The 21,252-nt window shown below is 61.9% G+C and carries 14 protein-coding genes and 2 pseudogenes; 9 read left to right on the plus strand and 7 right to left on the minus strand.

Annotation, left to right across the window (positions count from 1 at the left end; translation table 11 throughout):
* Window positions 1-68 precede the first annotated feature (68 nt).
* Window positions 69-1,528 (plus strand): annotated as a pseudogene (dacB, locus tag C4J93_RS19330) (D-alanyl-D-alanine carboxypeptidase/D-alanyl-D-alanine-endopeptidase).
* A gap of 2 nt (window positions 1,529-1,530) precedes the next feature.
* Here the strand turns inward: dacB and C4J93_RS19335 are convergent.
* The gene (locus C4J93_RS19335) at window positions 1,531-3,918 is read right to left on the minus strand and encodes a GGDEF domain-containing protein (RefSeq protein ID WP_124430235.1); all 2,388 of its coding nucleotides are present in this window, start codon (window positions 3,916-3,918) and stop codon (window positions 1,531-1,533) included.
* A gap of 130 nt (window positions 3,919-4,048) precedes the next feature.
* Window positions 4,049-6,313 carry a bifunctional 23S rRNA (guanine(2069)-N(7))-methyltransferase RlmK/23S rRNA (guanine(2445)-N(2))-methyltransferase RlmL gene (gene rlmKL / locus C4J93_RS19340; RefSeq protein ID WP_124430236.1) on the minus strand — a complete coding sequence of 755 codons (2,265 nt, stop codon included), beginning with the start codon at window positions 6,311-6,313 and terminating at the stop codon, window positions 4,049-4,051.
* Window positions 6,314-6,845: 532 nt separating this feature from the next.
* Between rlmKL and rmf the strand changes: the two genes are divergently transcribed.
* Window positions 6,846-7,061 (plus strand): ribosome modulation factor, encoded by a 216-nt coding sequence (gene rmf, locus C4J93_RS19345; RefSeq protein WP_002553055.1) that lies wholly within the window; start codon window positions 6,846-6,848, stop codon window positions 7,059-7,061.
* Window positions 7,062-7,193: 132 nt separating this feature from the next.
* On the opposite strand, the gene C4J93_RS19350 is transcribed toward rmf, so the two are convergent.
* The 5 genes and pseudogenes from C4J93_RS19350 to C4J93_RS19370 form a co-directional block, all read right to left on the minus strand.
* Window positions 7,194-8,213, minus strand: coding sequence for a quinone-dependent dihydroorotate dehydrogenase (locus C4J93_RS19350; RefSeq protein WP_124407900.1), 1,020 nt, complete (start codon window positions 8,211-8,213; stop codon window positions 7,194-7,196).
* Between the two features lie 85 nt (window positions 8,214-8,298).
* Window positions 8,299-8,760, minus strand: coding sequence for a transglycosylase SLT domain-containing protein (locus C4J93_RS19355; RefSeq protein WP_124430237.1), 462 nt, complete (start codon window positions 8,758-8,760; stop codon window positions 8,299-8,301).
* Complete coding sequence (locus C4J93_RS19360; protein WP_124430238.1) at window positions 8,753-9,139, minus strand: winged helix-turn-helix domain-containing protein; 387 nt, start codon at window positions 9,137-9,139, stop codon at window positions 8,753-8,755. Before C4J93_RS19360 ends, C4J93_RS19355 begins: the two co-directional genes overlap by 8 nt.
* A gap of 161 nt (window positions 9,140-9,300) precedes the next feature.
* Window positions 9,301-9,522, minus strand: coding sequence for a FliM/FliN family flagellar motor switch protein (locus C4J93_RS19365; RefSeq protein ID WP_124371513.1), 222 nt, complete (start codon window positions 9,520-9,522; stop codon window positions 9,301-9,303).
* Window positions 9,523-9,629: 107 nt separating this feature from the next.
* Window positions 9,630-10,466, minus strand: a pseudogene (locus tag C4J93_RS19370) (secretin N-terminal domain-containing protein); the annotation flags it as partial.
* Between the two features lie 237 nt (window positions 10,467-10,703).
* Between C4J93_RS19370 and C4J93_RS19375 the strand changes: the two are divergent.
* The 7 genes from C4J93_RS19375 to C4J93_RS19405 all read left to right on the plus strand — a co-directional run bounded on the left by C4J93_RS19375 (window position 10,704) and on the right by C4J93_RS19405 (window position 21,245).
* The gene (locus C4J93_RS19375; RefSeq protein WP_124430239.1) at window positions 10,704-11,930 is read left to right on the plus strand and encodes a CmpA/NrtA family ABC transporter substrate-binding protein; all 1,227 of its coding nucleotides are present in this window, start codon (window positions 10,704-10,706) and stop codon (window positions 11,928-11,930) included.
* 13 nt (window positions 11,931-11,943) lie between these two features.
* The gene (locus tag C4J93_RS19380) at window positions 11,944-12,519 is read left to right on the plus strand and encodes an ANTAR domain-containing response regulator (RefSeq protein WP_057721200.1); all 576 of its coding nucleotides are present in this window, start codon (window positions 11,944-11,946) and stop codon (window positions 12,517-12,519) included.
* Between the two features lie 144 nt (window positions 12,520-12,663).
* Window positions 12,664-13,875 (plus strand): NarK/NasA family nitrate transporter, encoded by a 1,212-nt coding sequence (locus C4J93_RS19385; RefSeq protein ID WP_124430240.1) that lies wholly within the window; start codon window positions 12,664-12,666, stop codon window positions 13,873-13,875.
* On the plus strand, window positions 13,875-15,545 hold the full coding sequence (locus C4J93_RS19390) for a bifunctional protein-serine/threonine kinase/phosphatase (protein WP_124430241.1): 1,671 nt from the start codon (window positions 13,875-13,877) through the stop codon (window positions 15,543-15,545). Before C4J93_RS19385 ends, C4J93_RS19390 begins: the two co-directional genes overlap by 1 nt.
* 224 nt (window positions 15,546-15,769) lie before the next feature.
* Window positions 15,770-18,223, plus strand: a complete 2,454-nt coding sequence (nirB, locus tag C4J93_RS19395) for a nitrite reductase large subunit NirB (protein WP_124430242.1) — start codon at window positions 15,770-15,772, stop codon at window positions 18,221-18,223.
* Window positions 18,220-18,537 carry a nitrite reductase small subunit NirD gene (nirD, locus tag C4J93_RS19400; RefSeq protein WP_057721197.1) on the plus strand — a complete coding sequence of 106 codons (318 nt, stop codon included), beginning with the start codon at window positions 18,220-18,222 and terminating at the stop codon, window positions 18,535-18,537. The genes nirB and nirD overlap by 4 nt, the downstream gene beginning before the upstream one ends.
* Window positions 18,537-21,245 (plus strand): nitrate reductase, encoded by a 2,709-nt coding sequence (locus tag C4J93_RS19405; protein ID WP_124430243.1) that lies wholly within the window; start codon window positions 18,537-18,539, stop codon window positions 21,243-21,245. Before nirD ends, C4J93_RS19405 begins: the two co-directional genes overlap by 1 nt.
* Window positions 21,246-21,252 lie beyond the last annotated feature (7 nt).

A 21,252-nucleotide genomic window follows, 5' to 3' on the forward strand; every position in this document is an offset into this window, starting at 1 on the left:
CCAATGAGGGATTTTCTTCCATACCCCTCGCCTTTTTCACCCTTCTCAGCAGTAGGGTTTTATTTCCTATGATCAAATCTTTACGTTCTGTTTTCCTCGCCGGTGTTCTCCTGCCACTGGCCGTTTGCGCCACCGCCGCCCCCATCAATACCACCCTGCCCCCAGCGTCGCACAGGCCCTCCAGAAGGCAAAACTGCAAAATACCGCGTTGTCCCTGGTGATGTTGCCGCTGAACGGCCCTGGTACGCCGACCGTGTTCAATGCCGACGTGTCGGTGAACCCTGCCTCCACCATGAAACTGGTGACGACCTACGCGGCCCTGGAGATGCTCGGCCCCAACCATCAGTGGAAAACCGAGTTCTACACCGACGGCGTACTCAGCGGCGGCGTGTTGCGCGGCAACCTGTACCTCAAGGGCGGCGGCGATCCCAAGCTGAATATGGAAAAACTCTGGCTGTTGATGCGCGACCTGCGCGCCAACGGCGTACAGCAGGTCACCGGCGACCTGGTGCTGGACCGCAACTTCTTCCACCAGCCGCAATTGCCGGAGTTCAATGACGACGGCAACGACGAGAACAAGCCGTTCCTGGTCAAGCCCGATGCGCTGCTGGTCAACCTCAAAGCCCTGCGCTTCGTGACACGCAACGATGCCGGGCGGGTGATCGTGTCGGTCGAGCCGCCGATTGCGAGCATTCGCATCGACAACCAGGTGAAAGTCTCCAACGCCAAACAGTGCACTGGCGACGTGCGCTACAGCCCGATGACCGCCGCCGATGGCAGTATGACCGTGACCGTCAGTGGCCAGTTGGCGGACGGCTGCAGTTCACAGACCTACCTGTCGCTGCTCGACCATGCCACCTACACCGCCGGCGCCGTGCGTGCGATCTGGAAGGAATTGGGCGGCACCATCCAGGGCCGCGATATCCAGGCGCCAGTGCCCAAGGATGCCAAGGTCCTGGCCCGGGCATTCTCGCCGGACCTGGCGGAAATCATCCGCGACATCAACAAATACAGTAACAACACCATGGCCCAGCAACTGTTCCTGAGCCTGGGCGCGCAGTTTCGCAACGATGCTGATGGCGACGATGCCAAGGCCGCGCAACGCGTAGTACGTCAATGGCTGGCGAAAAAAGGCATTACCGCGCCACACCTGGTGATGGAGAACGGTTCCGGCCTGTCCCGCGCCGAACGGATCAGCGCCCGCGAAATGGCGGCCATGCTGCAAGCGGCCTGGAAAAGCCCCTACGCCGCCGAGTACATCAGCTCGCTGCCGATCGCCGGCACCGACGGCACCATGCGTAAACGCCTGAAGACCACCGCCATGCGCGGCGAAGCCCATGTGAAGACCGGAACCTTGAACACCGTGCGCGCCATCGCCGGGTTCAGCCGTGACAACAACGGCAACACCTGGGCGGTGGTGGCGATTCTTAACGACTCCAAGCCGTGGGGCGCGTCGTCGGTGCTGGACCAAGTACTGCTGGACCTGTATCGCCAACCGAAGGCGGTTGCAGCCGCACCGGTGCTCTAGACCTATTCAACGCCGCTGTCACACAGCTCCACCCGGTCTCTGCCCGTCTGCTTGGCGGTATACACCGCCGAGTCCGCGCGCAGCAGCAACCCGTCAATGCCTTCATCGACACGCCAGCTGGCCACCCCAAAGCTGGCGGTGACGATGCCAGCCGGCGCCATCGGCGTGCTGCGCAACGACTGCCACAACTGCGTCGCCAAGTGGTAAGCCTGGGCGCCATCGGTGTGCGGGCATAGCACCACGAATTCTTCCCCACCCAACCGACAGAACACGTCGGTGCGGCGCAAGCGTTGGCTGATTCGCCTGCACAGCTCCTGCAACACACCGTCCCCGGCGCCGTGCCCGTACTGGTCGTTGACCCGCTTGAAGTGGTCGACATCCAGCATGATCACCGACAGCGCCCCAGACGTACGGGTGTGGCGCAGCAGTTCGGCTTTCACGCGGTCCTGGAAATAGCGGCGATTGTGGATGCCCGTCAGGGAGTCAGTGATGGACAGCGTGCGCAACTCTTCTTCCACGCGCTTGAGGTCAGAAATATCCGACACATAACCGTGCCACAACGTACCGCCGCCGGGTAATTCCTCCGGCGTGGCCTCGCCACGAATCCAGCGCAGGCCGCGCTGGGGCAGCTGCACGCGATACTCTTCGCGCCAATGGCTCAGTTGCAGCGCCGACAAGCGTATCGACGCGCGTACCCGCTCAAGGTCCAAGGGGTGAATGCGTTCCAGGAGCTTGCCCGCATCCTGCTGCAACACGCCAAGCTCGATCTCATAGATATCGCGCATGCCTTCGCTGGCGTAAATGAAGCGCCAGCTGTTGTGGGGCTCCAGGGTGAACTGGAAGATGCCGCCAGGCACATGGGCACTGAGCTTTTTCAGCAAGCGATCGCGCGCGGCCAACGCTTCATAGGCGCGCTTCTGCTCAGTGACATCCAGGTAAATCGCCAAGTGCCCGACCCACAGGCCATGGTCATCCAGCAACACCGTGACCAGCATATTTACGGTCAACGGGCTGCCGTCCTCGCGCACCAGCGTCCACTCGCGGGCATCCTGTTGACCGTCGGGACTTTCCACCAGCATCGCCTGGCTCGGCGCGATACGCTTGCCCAGCGCCACACTCAAGCGCGTGGCGCGGGTCTCGAGCTCGGCGGCCAGGTGCAGACTTTCCAACGTCAGGCGGCCCACCACGTGCTCACTCTTGAACCCCAGCATGCGCTCGGCCCCGGCATTGAACATGTTGATGACACCGCGCAAGTCCGTGGCAATGATTGCAACGTGCGTCGCCGCATTCAACACGCTGCGCAATTGACCATGCGCGCCCCGTAGCTCCTGTTCACGCAGGCGCAACTGAGCGGTACGCTGCTCCACCAGGGTCAACGCCCGCTGGCGTTGGCTGACCAGCACATAAAGCAAGGCACTGAGCAGCACACTCAGCAGCACGCCCATGATCAGTATGGTGTTGGTCGAGGAATGGTTGGCCTTGTCGAATACCTCACTGGCACGCAGGCTCAGCGCGTAGACGTGGTCACCGAGGGTAAGACGTCGGGCGGCGACAAGATCGCTGCCGCCCGGCGCATTGCTGGACGCATACAGCACACGCTGCTCAGTGTCGGAGGTGTCGACGATCTGCATCGCCAGGTTATCCCGGTTTGCCTTGGGCAACCCATCGGCCACCAGTTGGCGCAGGCTGATCACCGCCATGACGTAACCGTACGGCTGGACATCGACGGTCTTGCTGACCGGCGCCACCAACAGTACCCCTGCGGCATAGGCCGGTTCCACGCCGACCAATTGCATGGGCTGGGACACCGCCACCTTGCCGCTTTTCTGCGCACGCTCCAGCACAGCGCGCCGCAGGGGTTGGGCCAGCAGATCAAACCCCAACGGCGAGCCCAGCAGACTTTGGGTCTGGCTGTATAACACCGGTACATATTCATCGCGCTCGGAAGCGGGCGCCAACTCACCTGCCGAATTCAGTTCACGGATGTTGAAAGGTACGCCGCGCTGGCGCGAGATGTCCTGTTCAAACCGGCTGCGCTGATCCCGAGGCACACGCGGCGCCCAGGCATAGGCACGCGCATGCAACAACAAAGGCTGGGCGAAGCCGTCAAATTCGCTGCGAGACACCTCGCCGGAATTGACGAAGAAGCGGCGCAGGCTATCCAGGCGCAGCTCCTGGTCTTCGAAGCGCTCCTGAATCCGGCTGTAGCGCTCATTGACCAGCAACTGGAAGCGCTGGCGCACCTGCTGCTGATTGAGGTCGGCAGCGGCCCACGCGATGACCAGGGTCAGTGCGCTACCGATTGCCAAAACCACCAATGCCACCAGCCAAGCCGATGCCTGTTCACTGATAAAACCAAGGATCTTCGGGCGTACGGCTTGCATTGGCATAGGCGATACTCACAACGCCAGCGTGCGGGGGGTGTCACTTTGGCTGGACGTTAAGTTATAGCCATCGGTGGGGGTTTGACCAGCGTAAATACCGGCTGTGACGAGGGAGCTTGCTCCCTCGCCACACGCATCAGCGTGCGGTAATTTTCCAGGCGCGGTGGATCTTGGCGTTACGCGCGAAATCCGGGTCGATGGTCTTGTCGCTGATCTCCTCGACCGCATAGCGTTCGCTGAGGTTGTCTTCCAGCTGAAACTTGCGGAAGTTGTTCGAGAAGTACAGCACGCCGCCCGGCGCCAGGCGCGCCATGGCCAGGTCGAGCAATTGCACGTGGTCACGCTGCACGTCGAAAATGCCTTCCATGCGCTTCGAGTTGGAGAAGGTCGGCGGGTCGATGAAAATCATATCGAACTCATCGCGACTGGCTTCCAGCCACGCCATCACATCACCTTGTTCCAGGCGGTTCTTGTCGGAAAAGCCGTTGAGGGAGAAGTTGCGACGCGCCCAGTCCAGGTAGGTCTTGGACAAATCGACACTGGTGGTGCTGCGCGCGCCACCCTTGGCCGCGTGCACGCTGGCGGTGGCGGTGTAGCAATACAGGTTGAGGAAACGCTTGCCCGCCGCTTCCTTCTGAATGCGCAGGCGCATCGGGCGGTGGTCGAGGAACAGGCCGGTGTCCAGGTAGTCGGTGAGATTGACCAGCAGCTTCACGCCACCTTCGCTGACCTCGGTGAACTTGCCCTGGGCGCTCTGACGCTCGTATTGCTTGGTGCCGCTTTGACGCTCGCGACGCTTGACCACCACGCGACTTTTGTCGACGTTCAGTGCCTGGGGAATTGCCGCGAGCGCGTCAAACATGCGCGCCGAGGCTTTTTCCGGGTCGATGGACTTCGGCGCGGCGTATTCCTGCACATGCACCCAATCGTGATACAGGTCGATAGCCATGGAGTACTCCGGCATATCGGCGTCGTACACGCGGTAGCAATCCACGCCTTCGCGCTTGGCCCACTTGCCCAGCAGCTTGAGGTTTTTCTGCAGACGGTTGGCGAACATTTGCCCGCCCTCGCTCAAGCGCGCCTGTTCGACCACCGGGGCCGGGGCTGGCTTGATCGGGTTGCCGTTCTTGTTGTACTGACGCTCGACCGGTTCGGTCGGGGCCTGGTCGTAAGCCGCTTGCTCACGTTCAGCCTGGCGCTGCTCCGGGGTACGACGCTCGCCGGTGACGAACTGGTCCGGGTTGACCTTGATCAGCAACAATTTGCACGGTAACGCGCCGTTCCAGAACGAATACTGTTTGTGGCTGCGGATACCCATGCGCTTGCCCAGGTCCGGCGCGCCGGTGAACACTGCAGCTTCCCATCCCATGCAAGCCTGGCGCAGACGCTCGCCAAGGTTCTGGTAGAGGTACAACAGGCTGGCCTCGTCCCCCAAACGCTCGCCGTACGGCGGGTTGCAGATCACCAGGCCTTTCTGGTTCTGGTCCGGGCGCGGCTCGAACGTGCCGACTTCGCCCTGGTACACCTTGATCCAGTGGCTCAGGCCGGCGCGCTCGATGTTGTTGCGGGCCGGCTGGATCAGACGCGGATCGGCTTCATAGCCACGCACCCACAGCGGAGTTTTGTTCATGCCGATAGCGGCACGTTCGGTGGCCTCGGCGTGCAGCTTCTTCCACAACGCCGGGACGTGTCCGAGCCACGTGGTGAAGCCCCACAGTTCGCGATTGAGGTTGGGCGCCATGTCGGCGGCGATCATTGCGCCTTCGACCAGGAAGGTGCCGACGCCGCACATCGGGTCGGTCAATGCGCCGCCTTCGGCAGCGATGCGTGGCCAGCCAGCGCGGATCAGGATCGCGGCCGCCAGGTTTTCCTTCAACGGCGCGGCACCCTGCTGCAGGCGGTAGCCGCGCTGGTGCAGGCTGTGGCCGGACAGGTCCAGGGACAGGATGGCTTCGCCACGGTCCAGGCGCAGGTGGATGCGCAGGTCCGGGTTGATCTTGTCGATGGACGGACGTTCGCCAGTCGGGGTGCGCAGTTTGTCGACGATTGCATCCTTGACCTTCAGCGCGCCGAAGTGGGTGTTGTCGATGCCCGAGCCGTGACCGCTGAACTCCACCGCCAGCGTACCGTCGCTGACCATGTGGTCGGCCCATTCGATATCCAGCACGCCGTGGTAGAGGTCCTCGGCGTCCTTCATCGGGAAGCGCTTGAGCACCAGCAACACCCGGTTGGCCAGACGCGACCACAGGCACAGGCGGTAGGCGGTTTCCATGTCGGCCATGCCGCGCACGGCCGAGGTGTGCTCGCGGGCGTCCTCAAGGCCAAGCCCGACGGCTTCCTCGATCAGCAGGCCTTCGAGGCCCTTGGGGCAGGTGAGGAAGAGTTCAAAACGGTCCGACATGGGGCATTCCAGGCTTTTCAGCAATCAATGAACGGGCGACGCATCGCCGGTTCGGTTTTCAATCAAGCACTTTTCTTGAAGAGTGCTCGCGTGGCACGAATGTGCCGCTCCACCTCGTCTGACGGGCCTTTGGGCCTTTAGTGACGGGGCAGAAGAAGAATTTGAAGCAACAAAAAGAAATATTCTGACCCTTCGTCGAATAATAACCGACTGCAACAGGCGGGCATTCTCACCAAAGGATTAAACACATTCTCTTCGCAGGGCACATCATAGCTGGCTTTGCCTAGGAAAAGGGGCGAAAAGCCATCCCAGCTTATGGCTATAGCATCGTTATCGTTACGTGCTTATGACAAAACGATCATTGAATCCATGTGACCTATTGGTTAGAACTCAACACAGGTTGGCGCCGTAACGACGTCGACACTTCGGCTCGCCACGCCGGCAGCGAGCCCACCAACGGCAGAAAAACTCTGCCCGGCCTCACACGAGGCCGAAGGATATCTAGACAGTCAACAAGTGAGGGAAACACCCTATGAGAAGACTTAAGCGTGATCCGTTGGAAAGAGCATTTTTACGCGGATATCAATATGGCGTTCATGGAAAATCCCGTGAGCTTTGCCCATTTACTCTACCGTCGGTGCGCCAAGCCTGGATCAATGGCTGGCGAGAAGGACGAGGCGACAACTGGGACGGTATGACTGGCACTGCGGGTATCCACAGACTCAACGAACTTCACGCCGTCGGCTAATCAGGGCACTTAATTCCGACACAACAACTTGAATATGTAGCGATTTAACCACGCACGTCCTATCCGGGCGGCGGGCTTCGGCCCAGGGGCTCCTCTATGGAGCCCTTTTTATTGCCTGGCAGTAAATAGCCTTCAGCGCAGGGCGGCGATCGCGTCCACCGATTCGCGAATCAGCGCGGGGCCTTTGTAGATGAAACCGGAGTACAACTGCACCAGGCTTGCGCCCGCCGCGATCTTTTCAGCCGCGTGCTTGCCTTCGGTGATCCCCCCCACGGCGATGATCGGCAAGCGCCCCGCCAGTTCGGCCGCCAGCACCTTGACGATATGGGTGCTTTTGTCCCGTACCGGCGCGCCGGACAGACCGCCCGCCTCGTCACCGTGAGCGAGGCCTTCGACGCCCACACGGCTGAGGGTGGTGTTGGTCGCGATCACCGCATCCATGCCCGCGTTCATCAGGGCCTGAGCCACCAGCACGGTTTCTTCATCGCTCATATCGGGAGCGATCTTGATCGCCAATGGCACTCGCTTGCCGTGGCGCACTGCCAGGTCTTCCTGGCGCTGGCGCAATGCTTCGAGCAATTGCTTGAGGGAGTCGCCGAACTGCAGGCTGCGCAAGCCCGGGGTGTTGGGCGAGCTGACGTTGACGGTGACGTAGCTGGCGTGGGCGTAGACCTTGTCCAGGCAGATCAGGTAATCGTCCACCGCACGCTCTACCGGCGTGTCGAAATTCTTGCCGATGTTGATACCGAGGATGCCCTTGTACTTCGCCGCCTGAACCCGTGACAACAAATGGTCCACACCCAGATTGTTGAAGCCCATGCGGTTGATGATCGCCTCGGCTTCCGGCAGGCGGAAGATCCGGGGCTTGGGGTTACCCGGTTGCGGCCGAGGCGTCACGGTGCCGATTTCGACGAAACCGAAACCCAACTGCGCAAACCCGTCGATTGCCGCACCGTTCTTATCCAGGCCGGCCGCCAGCCCGACCGGATTGGGGAACTCAAGGCCCATCACCGACACCGGTACTTTCGCCGCAGCCTTGCATACCAGGCCATTGAGCCCCAGGCGGCCACCGGCACCGATCAGGTCCAGGGACAGATCGTGGGAGGTTTCCGGGGAGAGTTTGAACAACAGCTGGCGGGCCAGGGTATACATGGGCGGGCTAGACTCGGATGACGGCGAAAGGTGGCGCGATTATAGCCGGGGACACACGCTGCATGCGAGGCGTGCTGCCCAATCGTCAATTACGATGGGCCATCAATGCCTCATAACGCGCCCAGACTTTTTCAGCGTAACGCATGCGCAACGCATCACGCTCCGCCCCGGCGCCCGCTCCCACATTGTAGGAACCCACCGCCGTCCAGTTATAGCCGAAACGCTGAACGAACCCGGCAAGAATCGAGGCACCGACCTCCACCGACAAACACGGCTCGCTCAACAGCCGCTCTTCGGTAATGCCCAGCTTGAGCAGGCGAGGCAGGTGACTGCTGTTGATTTGCATCAAGCCGATATCATGCGTGCCATTAGCGTTGGCATAGTTGATCGCTTCTGCGCGGGACCCCGACTCTACCGCCGCGATGGCCTGCAGCAACTCCGGCTCGAAGTCGTAACGACGCGCCACTTCATCCCAGCAGTAGGCCAGGGCCTGGTTGCTGCCCATCAGCACACCCAGCATCAGGCCCCTGCCCCACACTTTAAACATTGCTGATCTGTCCGCACGCCGAACACACGTGCATGACGTGCTTGGGCTCAACGTTCCGGACCTGCACAGGGCAGGTAAAACGGTAGCCCTTGCCATACACGGTCTTGATAAACCCTTTGTCGGACTTCAAGTGTCTGCGCAAGGCGTAGATGCAACGTGTCAATGACTCATCAGCCACCTCGCCCCGGGGCCAGGCAAGCGCCAACAAGCGGTCCTTGGTCATCAACGAACCGCCGGAAACCAGCAACAGTCGGAGCACGCTCCCCTCTTTGGGCGGCAGTTGAATATCGGTTTCCCTACCCGTGAGCCGACCATCTTCATGCAAGGTCCAGTGAGCGAAAACCAGGGAATTTGTCGATTCTTCAATCCCGATGTCCATAAGGCGTCCTGCACATTCGACTGCTGACATTCAAATCCTTCTTGCTGTGACGGCTCACTCGCCCGATGCCATGACTATAAAAACCTGTCTCGCGTATCACGCTAGGAAAAACCCTATTCAGTCAGCGTTTTTCAGCGTCTCGTTGTAAGACAGTTCACCACTCAACCCGAACGAGGTAGCCATTCCTGATACACCTCATGCAATTCAACGCCTAACCGGTCCTCCAGCTGCACCAACTCACCCACAGCCATCAACTGCCCGTTGACCCGCACCTCCACGCAGTGGATGACCTCAGGCGCCAAAGGCAACACTTTCCCCGGCGCAAACGCAGCCAGACGCTTACGGCTGATCAATTGCTCCTGCAGCAGTATTTCCAGGTACATGGACAAACGCCTTTTATTCAGGGGGAACGCTCGCGGCCCGGCCTTACGAACGCACGTTGCACACGTTCATATTGCGCAGCCGTCAACGGCGGCGGCCCGGCCGGAGGCTTCGATTCGTCACGGCCCACATCCACCCGCCATGACGAGACTTCATTCAGTTGCCTGGGTACATCCAGTTCATCTACCAGCTTCTCGATCAGGCTTACCTGGGCCGGTTTGCCTTTGATCAAGAGGCTGTTGGTGTCCGCATAGGCGATCAGCGTCAGGTTCTTGTCCGCCAGCGGGCCCTTCTGCTCGCCGGCCAGCAGGCCTTGAATGATGGAGGCCATCCCCGGCACGCTGACCTTGCTCGCGCCGCTGCCATACTGCCGATCCTCGACGTGGGTATTGAATACCTGCACCACCCCGAAGGCGTGCGTCCCCACGCGCAGCTCACTGCGTTGGCGGTCCGTCAATTGCGCCAGCCGCAGCACCTGGTTGACATAGCTGGGTGGCCCGGACACGTAGAAGGTACGCACCCCGCTGTCGCGCAAGGGATAGCGCGATTCATCCAGCCCCGTTCGGCGCAAGATGCCGCGCAGTCGGTTGACTGAGATGTACCGCAACGTCACCACGGAGGTTCTCGCTTCAGTCGCGTTGTAGACGTGCACCGATTGCCCGTCGCTGTGCCAGATCAGGCCTTCACGCCGGGCCAGCGCCTCGAGGACCTGTTGGGGCGCCTCGAAATCGAAGGTCCCGCTGACACGCCTGGGCGCCGCCTCCCGACTGACCACCACAGGCAGACCCAGGGGCACCGACAATGCAGCGAAAAAACTGGCCAGGCTTTCATCGCTGGCCTGATACGGCTCGCCCCAGGCAACCCGGCTGAGCAGCAACAGCACCACCCACAGCAGCGTGCTACCGAGGCAGTGGCGGTTCGTCGGAATGGGAGATTCAGCATGCACCTTGGTTTTCCTGGGGCGGTAGAACGCGAAAGAGCGGCCATACTGAGAGGCAGGCGAGGTTCAATCATGATGGAAAGCTGACGGCTGCCCCGTGGCATGTGCCTTGCTATGCACTCTCTATCAGGGCGCGCGCCAACGACGGAGCGGGCCTACGGACAAAGGCGTCGTTTCCCTGCAATGGCTGGTATCGCCATCCGAGGGCACGACGCTTTTTTTTGAGAGAAAAGGTAGGTGTGGATGAACGATTCGGTCGGCAACAGCCCGGTGATCCCGGCGCTGGCCTGGGTAAACGGTAGTGACGCGCCGGAAAAGAGCAGTCTCGACCTGGGGTTCATGGCCTTGACTGATTGCGCCTCGCTGGTGGTCGCCGCCACCCAGGGGTTTGCGCAACCCTACGGCCTCACGCTCAACCTCAAGCGTCAAACGTCCTGGGCCAACCTGCGCGACAAACTGGTCAGCGGTGAGCTGGACGCCGCCCACAGCCTGTACGGGCTGATCTATGCCGTGCACCTGGGCATCGGCGGCGTTGCTCCGAGCCCGATGGCGGTGCTGATGGGGCTGAACCAGAACGGGCAGAGCATCAACCTGTCCCGTGGGCTGCAACAGCAAGGCGTGGTCACTCCTGAGGCATTGGAGCGTCATGTGCACCAAAGCCGTACAAAACTCACCTTCGCCCAGACTTTTCCCACCGGCACCCACGCCATGTGGCTGTATTACTGGCTGGCGAGCCAGGGCATCCACCCGCTGCGGGACGTGGACAGCGTGGTGGTCCCCCCGCCGCAAATGGTTGCGCACCTGCAAGCCGGTCGTATCGACGGCCTGTGCGTCGGTGAACCCTGGTGCGCCAGCGCCGTCAAGCAGAACCAGGGCTTCACCCTGGCGACCAGCCAGTCGATCTGGCCGAATCATCCGGAAAAAGTCCTGGGCTGTACCCAGGCCTTCGTCGACCAATACCCCAATACCGCCCGTGTGCTGGTGATGGCGATTCTCGAAGCCAGCCGTTTTATCGAAGCGAGCACGCAAAACCGTCGCTCCACCGCCCAGCTGCTCAGCGCCCGCGAGTACCTCGACGCACCGCTGGACTGTATCGAACCGCGCCTGCTGGGCAATTACGAAGATGGCCTGGGCAACCAGTGGCAGGACCCGCATGCGCTGCGTTTTTTCGACGATGGCGCGGTCAATCTGCCCTACCTTTGCGACGGCATGTGGTTCATGACCCAGTTCCGCCGCTGGGGCCTGTTGCGCGAAGACCCGGATTACCTTGAGGTTGCCCGCCAAGTGCAACAACTGGATGTGTACCGTCAAGCCGCCAGCGCCGTCGGCGTCCCGCCCCATGACGAAGACATGCGCAGCAGCCAGTTGATCGACGGCAAGGTCTGGGACGGCTCCGACCCCGCCGGCTATGCCCGCAGCTTCCGTCTGCACGCCATGGCGGACGACACCAGCCGCCAAGCGCTGCGTTGACAGGAGCACGACCATGCTGCGAATCCTGTTGATCAACGACACCCCGCGCAAAGTCGGTCGGCTCAAAGCCGCGTTGACCGAGGCCGGTTTTGAGGTGATCGATGAATCCGGCCTGACCATCGACTTGCCCGCGCGCGTCGAAACGGTGCGCCCCGACGTGATCCTGATCGATACCGAGTCACCCGGCCGCGATGTGATGGAGCAGGTGGTGCTGGTCAGCCGCGATCAACCCCGCCCTATCGTGATGTTTACCGACGAGCACGACCCGAATGTCATGCGCCAGGCGATCAAGTCCGGGGTCAGTGCCTACATCGTCGAAGGCATCCAGGCACAGCGCCTGCAACCAATCCTCGATGTGGCCATGGCACGCTTCGAAAGCGACCAGGCCCTGCGCGCCCAGCTTCACGCCCGCGATCAACAGTTGGCGGAGCGCAAGCGCATCGAGCTGGCCAAAGGACTGCTGATGAAAATGAAGGACTGCAATGAGGAAGAGGCCTACACCCTCATGCGCCGCCAGGCCATGAGCCGCCAGCAGAAACTGATCCAGGTCGCCGAACAGATTATTGCCATGAGCGAATTGCTCGGGTGATGTGGCGCGGCTCTTGCTAAAGAACCTCTACAGGTAGCCAACGGCGGTTGCCCAATCCACGACAAAGACGTCGCACACCCGGTTTGCCCTCGCGGACCCGGTGGCGGCGTTTTTTCGTTTTAGACCCAACCGTTGAGGTGCGTGATGAAATCAAGCTTCTGGAAATCCGGGCACACCCCGACCCTGTTTGCCGCGTTCCTGTATTTCGACCTGAGCTTCATGGTCTGGTACCTGCTGGGCCCGCTGGCGGTACAGATTGCCGCCGACCTGCACCTGACCACTCAACAGCGCGGCCTGGTGGTCGCCACGCCGATTCTGGCGGGCGCGGTGTTGCGCTTTCTCATGGGCATGCTGGCCGACAAGCTGTCGCCCAAGACCGCCGGGCTGATCGGCCAGGTGATTGTCATTGTCGCGTTGTTCTGCGCCTGGAAACTGGGCATTCACAGCTACGAGCAAGCCCTGCTGCTGGGCCTGTTCCTCGGCATGGCCGGTGCCTCGTTTGCCGTCGCCCTGCCGCTGGCCTCGCAATGGTACCCGGCCGAGCACCAAGGCAAAGCCATGGGCATCGCCGGCGCCGGCAACTCCGGCACCGTGTTTGCGGCCTTGCTGGCCCCGGTACTGGCGGCGGCCTTTGGCTGGAGCAATGTGTTCGGCTTCGCGCTGATTCCGCTGATCCTCACCCTGATCGTGTTCGCCTGGCTCGCCCGCAATGCCCCGCAACGCCCGAAAGCCAAGTCGATGGCCGACTACTTCAAAGCCCTGGGTGATCGCGACAGTTGGTGGTTCATGTTCTTCTACAGCGTGACCTTTGGCGGCTTCATCGGCCTGGCCAGCGCCCTGCCCGGCTACTTCAACGATCAGTACGGCCTGAGCCCGGTGACCGCCGGCTACTACACCGCAGCCTGTGTCTTCGGTGGCAGCCTGATGCGCCCCCTGGGCGGTGCCCTGGCGGACCGTTTCGGCGGGATCAAGACCCTGCTCGGCATGTACAGCGTGGCGGTGATCTGTATTGCGGCGGTGGGTTTCAACCTGCCCAGTTCCTACGCCGCGCTGGCGCTTTTCGTCTGCACCATGCTCGGCCTTGGCGCCGGGAATGGCGCATTGTTCCAACTGGTGCCACAGCGTTTTCGCAGTGAGATCGGCGTGATGACCGGTTTGATCGGCATGGCCGGCGGCATTGGCGGCTTTGTGCTGGCAGCCGGCATGGGTGCGATCAAACAGAGTACCGGCAGTTACCAGGTGGCCCTGTGGCTGTTCGCCAGCCTCGGCGTGCTGGCCTGGTTTGGCCTGCACGGCGTCAAGCGTCGCTGGAGAACCACCTGGGGCTCGGCTGCCGTGACCGCTGCGCGCGTCTGATGAGCCTGCAACTGAGCGTCGCCCAGGCCAGTGCGATCGGCCCACGGGCGGAAAACCAGGACGCGCTGCGGGTGGTCACGCCCATGGCGGAACTGGCCGCGAGCAAAGGCTACCTGTGCGCGTTGGCCGACGGTGTCAGCCAATGCGCCGATGGCGGCCTGGCCGCACGCTCGACCCTGCAGGCGCTGGCCCTGGACTACTACGCCACGCCGCAGACCTGGGGCGTGGCCCAGGCGCTGGAACGTTTACTGGTCGCGCAGAATCGCTGGCTGCAAGCCAATGGCGGCGGCCAGCCGCTGCTGACCACCCTCAGCGCCCTGGTGTTTCGTGGCCAGCGTTTCACCCTGGCCCACGTCGGCGATTGCCGCGCCTATCGCTGGCTGGACGGCGAGCTGCAGCGCATCAGCGAAGACCATGTGTGGGAGCAACCGGGCATGCAGCATGTGCTCAAGCGTGCCCTCGGCCTGGACCAACATTTGGTGCTGGATTTTCTCGACGGAGAACTGCGCGCCGGCGAGTGTTTCCTGCTACTCAGTGACGGGGTCTGGGCCACGTTGGGCGACCACAGCATCCGCGCGATTCTGCGCGAGCAAAGCGACTTGGACCTGGCGGTCAACACTCTGGTGAATGCCGCGCACTTGGCAGGAAGCCAGGACAACGCCAGCGCCTTGCTGGTGCGCATCGATGCCCTCGGCGCCGCCACGCTGGGCGACGCACTGGTGCAGTTGCAGCAGTGGCCGCTGCCGCCGCTGCTCAAGGCCGGGCAACGCTTCGAAGGTTGGCAGGTGCACAGCCTGTTGGCGCAGAGCCGACAGTCATTGCTGTATCGGGTGGAGGATGATCAGCAGCGGCCCTGGTTGCTGAAAACCTTGCCGCTCAATCGCGAAGCAGACACTGACGCCGCCCAGGCCCTGCTCTCGGAAGAATGGTTTCTGCGCCGGGTCGCCGGCCGCGCATTCCCTGAAGTGCATGCCGCCAGCGGGCGTCAGCATTTGTACTACGTGATGCGTGAATATCCGGGGCAAACCCTGGGCGAATTGTTCAAGCGCCAGGGCCCATTGCCCCTGGCTCAATGGCAGTCCATCGCCGAGCGTTTGCTGCGCGCGGTGGGCCTGCTGCACCGCCGGCAGATCCTGCACCGCGATATCAAGCCGGAAAACCTGTTGCTGGGGGATGACGGTGAACTGCGCGTGCTGGATTTCGGCCTGGCCTACTGCCCAGGGCTGTCCGAAGATCGTGCGCATGTGCTGCCCGGCACCCCGAGTTTTATCGCGCCGGAGTCGTTCAATGGCGAGCGGCCTACGGCGCAACAGGATTTGTACAGTGTCGGCGTCACGCTCTATTACCTGCTGACCGGCCACTATCCCTACGGCGAAATCGAAGCTTTCCAACGTCCGCGCTTCACTCAGGCGGTCAGCGCCAGCCGCTACCGTCCCGACTTGCCCGACTGGTTGCCCGCGAGCCTCGAACGGGCCGTGGCCGCGCAACCGCAGCAACGTTATGAAACCGCCGAAGAATGGCTGCTGGTGCTGGAACAGGCCGACCGCCGTGAGCTGAGCGTGCGCGCCCGCCCCTTGCTGGAGCGTGAACCGCTGAAGGTCTGGCAAACCCTGGCGATGGCTTCGCTGCTGATCAATCTGGTGCTGCTCTACTGGCTTTTGCACCACTAACGGGCAAAACCCTGCGGCATTCGCGCTAAATGCCCAATAAAACTGGGGGCATCGGCACTTGGCACAGCTGCTGCATTAGCTATCCCAACAACCCACATATAGCCGCTCCTTCAACGTCGAAGGGCCGAGCTTCCCGAGAGAACGGGACCAGGACAAAGGCGTCCTCGCTAGGTAACTAGCGGGGACGCCTTTTTTTGTTTGCGCGTGATTGGTCGGAGAGCGACATGAAAAAACTCAAACTGGTGATGATCGGCAACGGCATGGCCGGGGTTCGCACCCTGGAAGAACTGCTCAAGCTCAGCAGCGAGCTCTATGACATCACCGTGTTCGGCGCCGAGCCCCACACCAACTACAACCGCATCCTGCTGTCGCCGGTATTGGCCGGCGAGCAGACCTTCGAAGAGATCGTGCTCAACGACCTGGACTGGTACCTCGATAACAACGTCAAGCTGCTGCTCAACCGCAAGGTGGTGCAGATCGACCGAGTGAAACGCCGGGTCATCGCCGAAGACGGTACCGAAGCCGAATACGATCGCCTGCTGATCGCCACCGGTTCCACCCCGTTTATCCTGCCCATTCCCGGCAACACCTTGCAGGGCGTGATCGGCTACCGCGATATTGCCGACACCCAGGCCATGATCGACACCGCCAAGACCCACAAGCACGCCGTCGTCATCGGTGGTGGGCTGCTGGGCCTTGAGGCCGCCAACGGCTTGATGCTGCGCGGCATGCAGGTGACTGTGGTGCACATCGGTGAATGGCTGCTGGAACGGCAACTGGACAAAACCAGCGGCCAACTGCTGCAAACCGAGCTGGAAAGCCGTGGCCTGGTATTCCGCCTGTGCGAACAGACCCAGGCCTTGCACGATGCCGGCAACGGCCGGGTCGGCTCGGTGCAGTTCAAAAATGGCGACATCATTCCCGCCGACCTGGTGGTGATGGCCGCTGGTATCCGCCCCAACACCGAACTTGCGGAAAAGTCCGGCATCCCCTGCAACCGTGGGATTCTGGTCAACGACACGATGCAAACCTACGACCCGCGCATCTATGCCATCGGCGAATGCGCCAGCCACCGTGGGATTGCCTACGGCCTGGTGGCGCCGCTGTTCGAACAGGCCAAGGTCTGCGCCAACCATCTCGCCCAGCTGGGTTTCGCCACTTATAAAGGTTCGGTCACCTCCACCAAACTGAAAGTCACCGGAATCGACCTGTTCTCCGCCGGAGACTTCATGGGCGGCGAAGGCACTGAAACCATCACCCTCTCCGACCCCATCGGCGGCGTGTACAAAAAACTGGTGATCAAGGACGACATCCTGGTCGGCGCCTGCCTGTACGGCGATACCGCCGACGGCGGTTGGTATTTCCGCCAGATCCGTGAGAACCACGCGATTGGCGAGATTCGCGACCATTTGATGTTTGGCGAAAATGCACTGGGCGATGTAGGCCATCAGGGCCAGGACAAAGCCATGAGCATGGCCGACAATGCCGAGGTCTGCGGCTGCAATGGCGTGTGCAAGGGCACCATCGTCAAGGCGATCCAGGAACAAGGGCTGTTCAGCGTCGATGAGGTGAAAAAGCACACCAAGGCCGCCAGCTCCTGCGGGTCTTGCGCGGGGCTGGTGGAGCAGATCCTGATCAACACCGTGGGCGGCGCCGCCGACGTCAAACCCAAGAGCGAAAAAGCCATCTGCGGTTGCAGCGACCTCAACCACGGGCAAATCCGCCAGGCCATTCGCGACCAGCACCTGCTGACCATCGCCGGCACCATGAGCTACCTGAACTGGCGCACGCCCAACGGTTGCGCCACCTGCCGCCCGGCGCTGAACTACTACCTGATTTCCACCTGGCCGGGCGAAGCCAAGGACGACCCGCAGTCGCGCCTGATCAACGAGCGCGCCCACGCCAACATCCAGAAAGACGGCACCTATTCCGTCGTCCCACGCATGTGGGGCGGCGTGACCAATCCGTCGGAGCTGCGCCGTATCGCCGATGTGGCCGACAAGTACAACGTGCCCATGGTCAAGGTGACCGGCGGCCAGCGCATCGACTTGCTTGGCATCAAGAAGCAGGACTTGCCCGGCGTCTGGAAAGACCTCGACATGCCGTCCGGGCATGCCTACGGCAAATCCATCCGTACCGTGAAGACCTGCGTGGGCAGCGAGTTCTGCCGCTTCGGTACGCAAAACTCCACGCAACTGGGCATCGAGCTGGAGCACGACCTGTTCAATATGTGGTCGCCGCACAAGGTCAAGCTGGCGGTGTCCGGCTGCCCTCGCAATTGTTCGGAAGCGGGCATCAAGGACGTGGGAATCATCGGCGTGGACTCGGGCTGGGAGATGTATATCGGCGGTAACGGCGGGATCAAGACCGAAGTCGCGGAGTTCTTCGTCAAGCTCAAGACCGCCGAGGAAGTGCGCGAATACAACGGCGCATTCCTGCAGTTGTACCGCGAAGAAGCCTTTTACCTTGAGCGCACCGTGCATTACCTGCAGCGGGTGGGCATGGACCATATCAAGAAAGCCGTGCTCGAAGACCCGGCCCGGCGCCAGGCCCTCAACGAGCGCCTGCAGTTTTCGCTGTCGTTCGAGCAAGACCCCTGGAAAGAACGCCTGGAACAGCCGCTGCTGAAAAAAGAATTCGACGTTATCCCGATCAAGCAATTGGAGGTGCCAGCATGAACTGGCTGGATATCTGCGCCCTGGAAGAAATCAACGCATTGGGCTCGCGCATCATCAACGGGCCCAAGGGCGACATTGCGATTTTTCGCACCAGCGACGATGAGGTCTTCGCCCTCGATGACCGTTGTCCGCACAAAGGCGGGCCGCTGTCCCAAGGTTTGATCTATGGCAAGCGCGTGGCCTGCCCGCTGCACAATTGGCAGATCGACCTGGCGTCCGGCGAAGCCCAGGCGCCGGATATCGGTTGCGCCCATCATCACCTCGCCCGCGTGGAAAACGGCCGAGTGATGCTGGCCCTGCGGGACGCAGGGTGATGGACCGCCAGGTCACCGCGTCCACCTGCTGTTATTGCGGGGTGGGCTGCGGCGTGCTGATTGAGCATGACGGCACCCGGATCCTCGGCGTGCAAGGCGATCCGGACCACCCGGCCAACTTTGGCAAGCTGTGCAGCAAGGGCGCCAGCCTGCATCTGACCGGTGACCTCGACGCCCGCGCCTTGTACCCGGAGTTGCGCTTGGGCAAAGACCTGGCCCGCGCCCGTACCGACTGGGATACCGCCCTGGAACATGCGGCCACGGTATTTGCCGAGACCATCGCCGCGCACGGTCCGGACAGCGTGGCCTTCTACATCTCCGGGCAATTGCTGACCGAGGACTACTACAGCTTCAACAAACTGGCGCGCGCCCTGGTCGGCACCAACAATATCGACAGCAACTCGCGGCTGTGCATGTCCTCAGCCGTCGTTGGATACAAGCGCAGCCTGGGCGCCGATGCCCCACCCTGCAGCTATGAAGACCTGGACACCAGCGACTGCGTGATGATCGTCGGCAGTAACATGGCCTACGCTCATCCAGTGTTGTTCCGACGCTTGGAAGAAGCCAAGGCGCGCCGCCCACAGATGAAAGTCGTGGTGATCGACCCACGGCGCACAGACACCTGCGAACTGGCTGACCTGCACCTGGCGATACTGCCGGGGACCGACGTCGCGCTGTTTCATGGGATTTTGCATCTGCTGCTGTGGGAAGACTGGATCGACCGCGATTTTATCCAGGCGCATACCGACGGCCTGGCCGAGCTGAAACGTCTGGTGCATGACTACACGCCGCAGATGGTCACGCAACTGTGCGGGATCAGCGTCGAACAGTTGCGCCTGTGCGCACAGTGGGTGGGCACCTCCAGTAGCTTTTTGTCGCTGTGGTGCATGGGGTTGAACCAATCTACTGCGGGCAGTGCAAAAAACAGCGCGCTGATCAACCTGCACCTGGCCACCGGTACGATTGGCCGGCCAGGCTGCGGGCCGTTTTCCCTGACCGGCCAACCCAATGCCATGGGCGGGCGCGAGACCGGCAGCTTGTCGAATTTGCTGCCTGGGCATCGCGACGCCGCCAACCCCGAACATCGCGCAGAAGTCGCCGCTTATTGGGGCGTCGATCAACTGCCCGCTAGCACCGGCCTCACGGCCATCGAACTGTTCGAGCAGGTGCAGGCGGGCAAGATCAAAGCGTTGTGGATCGCCTGCACCAACCCCGCCCAATCATTGCCGGACCAGAATGCCGTGCGTGCAGCCTTGGCGACATGTCCGTTTGTGGTATTGCAGGAAGCGTTTCGAACCACCGAGACCGCCGCCTACGCCGACCTGCTGTTGCCCGCCGCCAGCTGGGGTGAAAAAGAAGGCACGGTGACCAACTCCGAACGGCGTATTTCCCACGTGCGACGCGCCATCAGCGCACCGGGAGAAGCGTGGCCGGATTGGGCGATTACGGTGGATTTCGCCCGACGCCTGGAGCGTCGTCTGCGGCCGGGCCTGAGCAGCCTGTTTGCCTTTGAGCAACCGGCGCAGATTTTTGACGAGTTCAAGCTGCTGACGCAGGACCGCGACCTGGATTTGTCAGGCATCAGCCATGCCCTGCTTGACCGGCTCGGTCCGCAACAGTGGCCGTTTCCCAGGGGTGCACAGGCCGGAACGCCGCGCCTCTACGTGGATGGCATTTTCCCCACCGCTAATGGCCGTGCGCAGTTTGTCGCCGACCCTTACCGCGCCGCCAAGGAGCAGCGTGACGCACGCTTCCCCTTGACCCTGATCACCGGCCGCCTGCGCGACCAATGGCACGGCATGAGCCGTACCGGCACGGCAGCGCAGTTGTTCGGGCATGTCAGCGAAGCGCTGTTGAGCCTGCACCCGGACGAGTTGCGCCGTCACCGCTTCAAAGAAGGCGACCTGGTCAGCCTGAAAAGCCGTCGAGGCAATGTCATCGTCGCGGTCACCAGCGATGACAGCGTGCGCCCCGGCCAGGCGTTCCTGCCCATGCATTGGGGCGACCGTTTTCTCAAAGGCGGCGTCAACGTGCTGACCCAGCCGGCGTGCGACCCGTTGTCGAAACAGCCGGAGCTCAAACACAGCGGTGTGCGCCTGGAAGCGGTGCAACTGCCGTGGCAGCTGTTTGCGCTGATTGAGGGCGATGTGCAGCGACATTTCGAAGCCCTGCGCCCGCTCTGTGAGGGTTTTTCCTACGTCAGCCTGAGCCTGTCCGGACGTGAGCGTCCCGCGTTGCTGGTACGCGCAGCCCATACCGAGGCGCCAGACCTGCAGTTGCTGAACCGCATCGACCAGTTGCTTGGGCTCAATGACGGCCCGGTGATGGCGTATGACGACCCGCGCCGTTCCATCGGTAAACGGGTAAAAATCGAAAAAGGCCGCATTACCGCGTTGCGCCTGGCCGGCGAAACCCTCGCCCGCCATTGGCTGCAGAGCCTCTGGCTGGAAGGCCGCGCCGACGATCAATTACGCCGCTGGCTATTGGCGCCGTTAAGCGCGCCACCGGGGGGTGCCGCAGCCAGCAGCAAGGTCCTGTGCAACTGCATAAATGTCAGCGAAAACACAGTTTGCGCCGGGATCGCCCGTGGCCTGGACCTGAATGGGCTCAAACAAGAACTGGGGTGCGGCACGCAGTGCGGCTCCTGCGTGCCGGAAATCAAACGTCTTTTGGCCGCCAGCCCGCAGCCAATCGCAATCAGTCTGTGAGGTAACA

It is taken from the genome of Pseudomonas sp. R2-37-08W (genome assembly GCF_003851705.1).
GTDB lineage: Bacteria > Pseudomonadota > Gammaproteobacteria > Pseudomonadales > Pseudomonadaceae > Aquipseudomonas.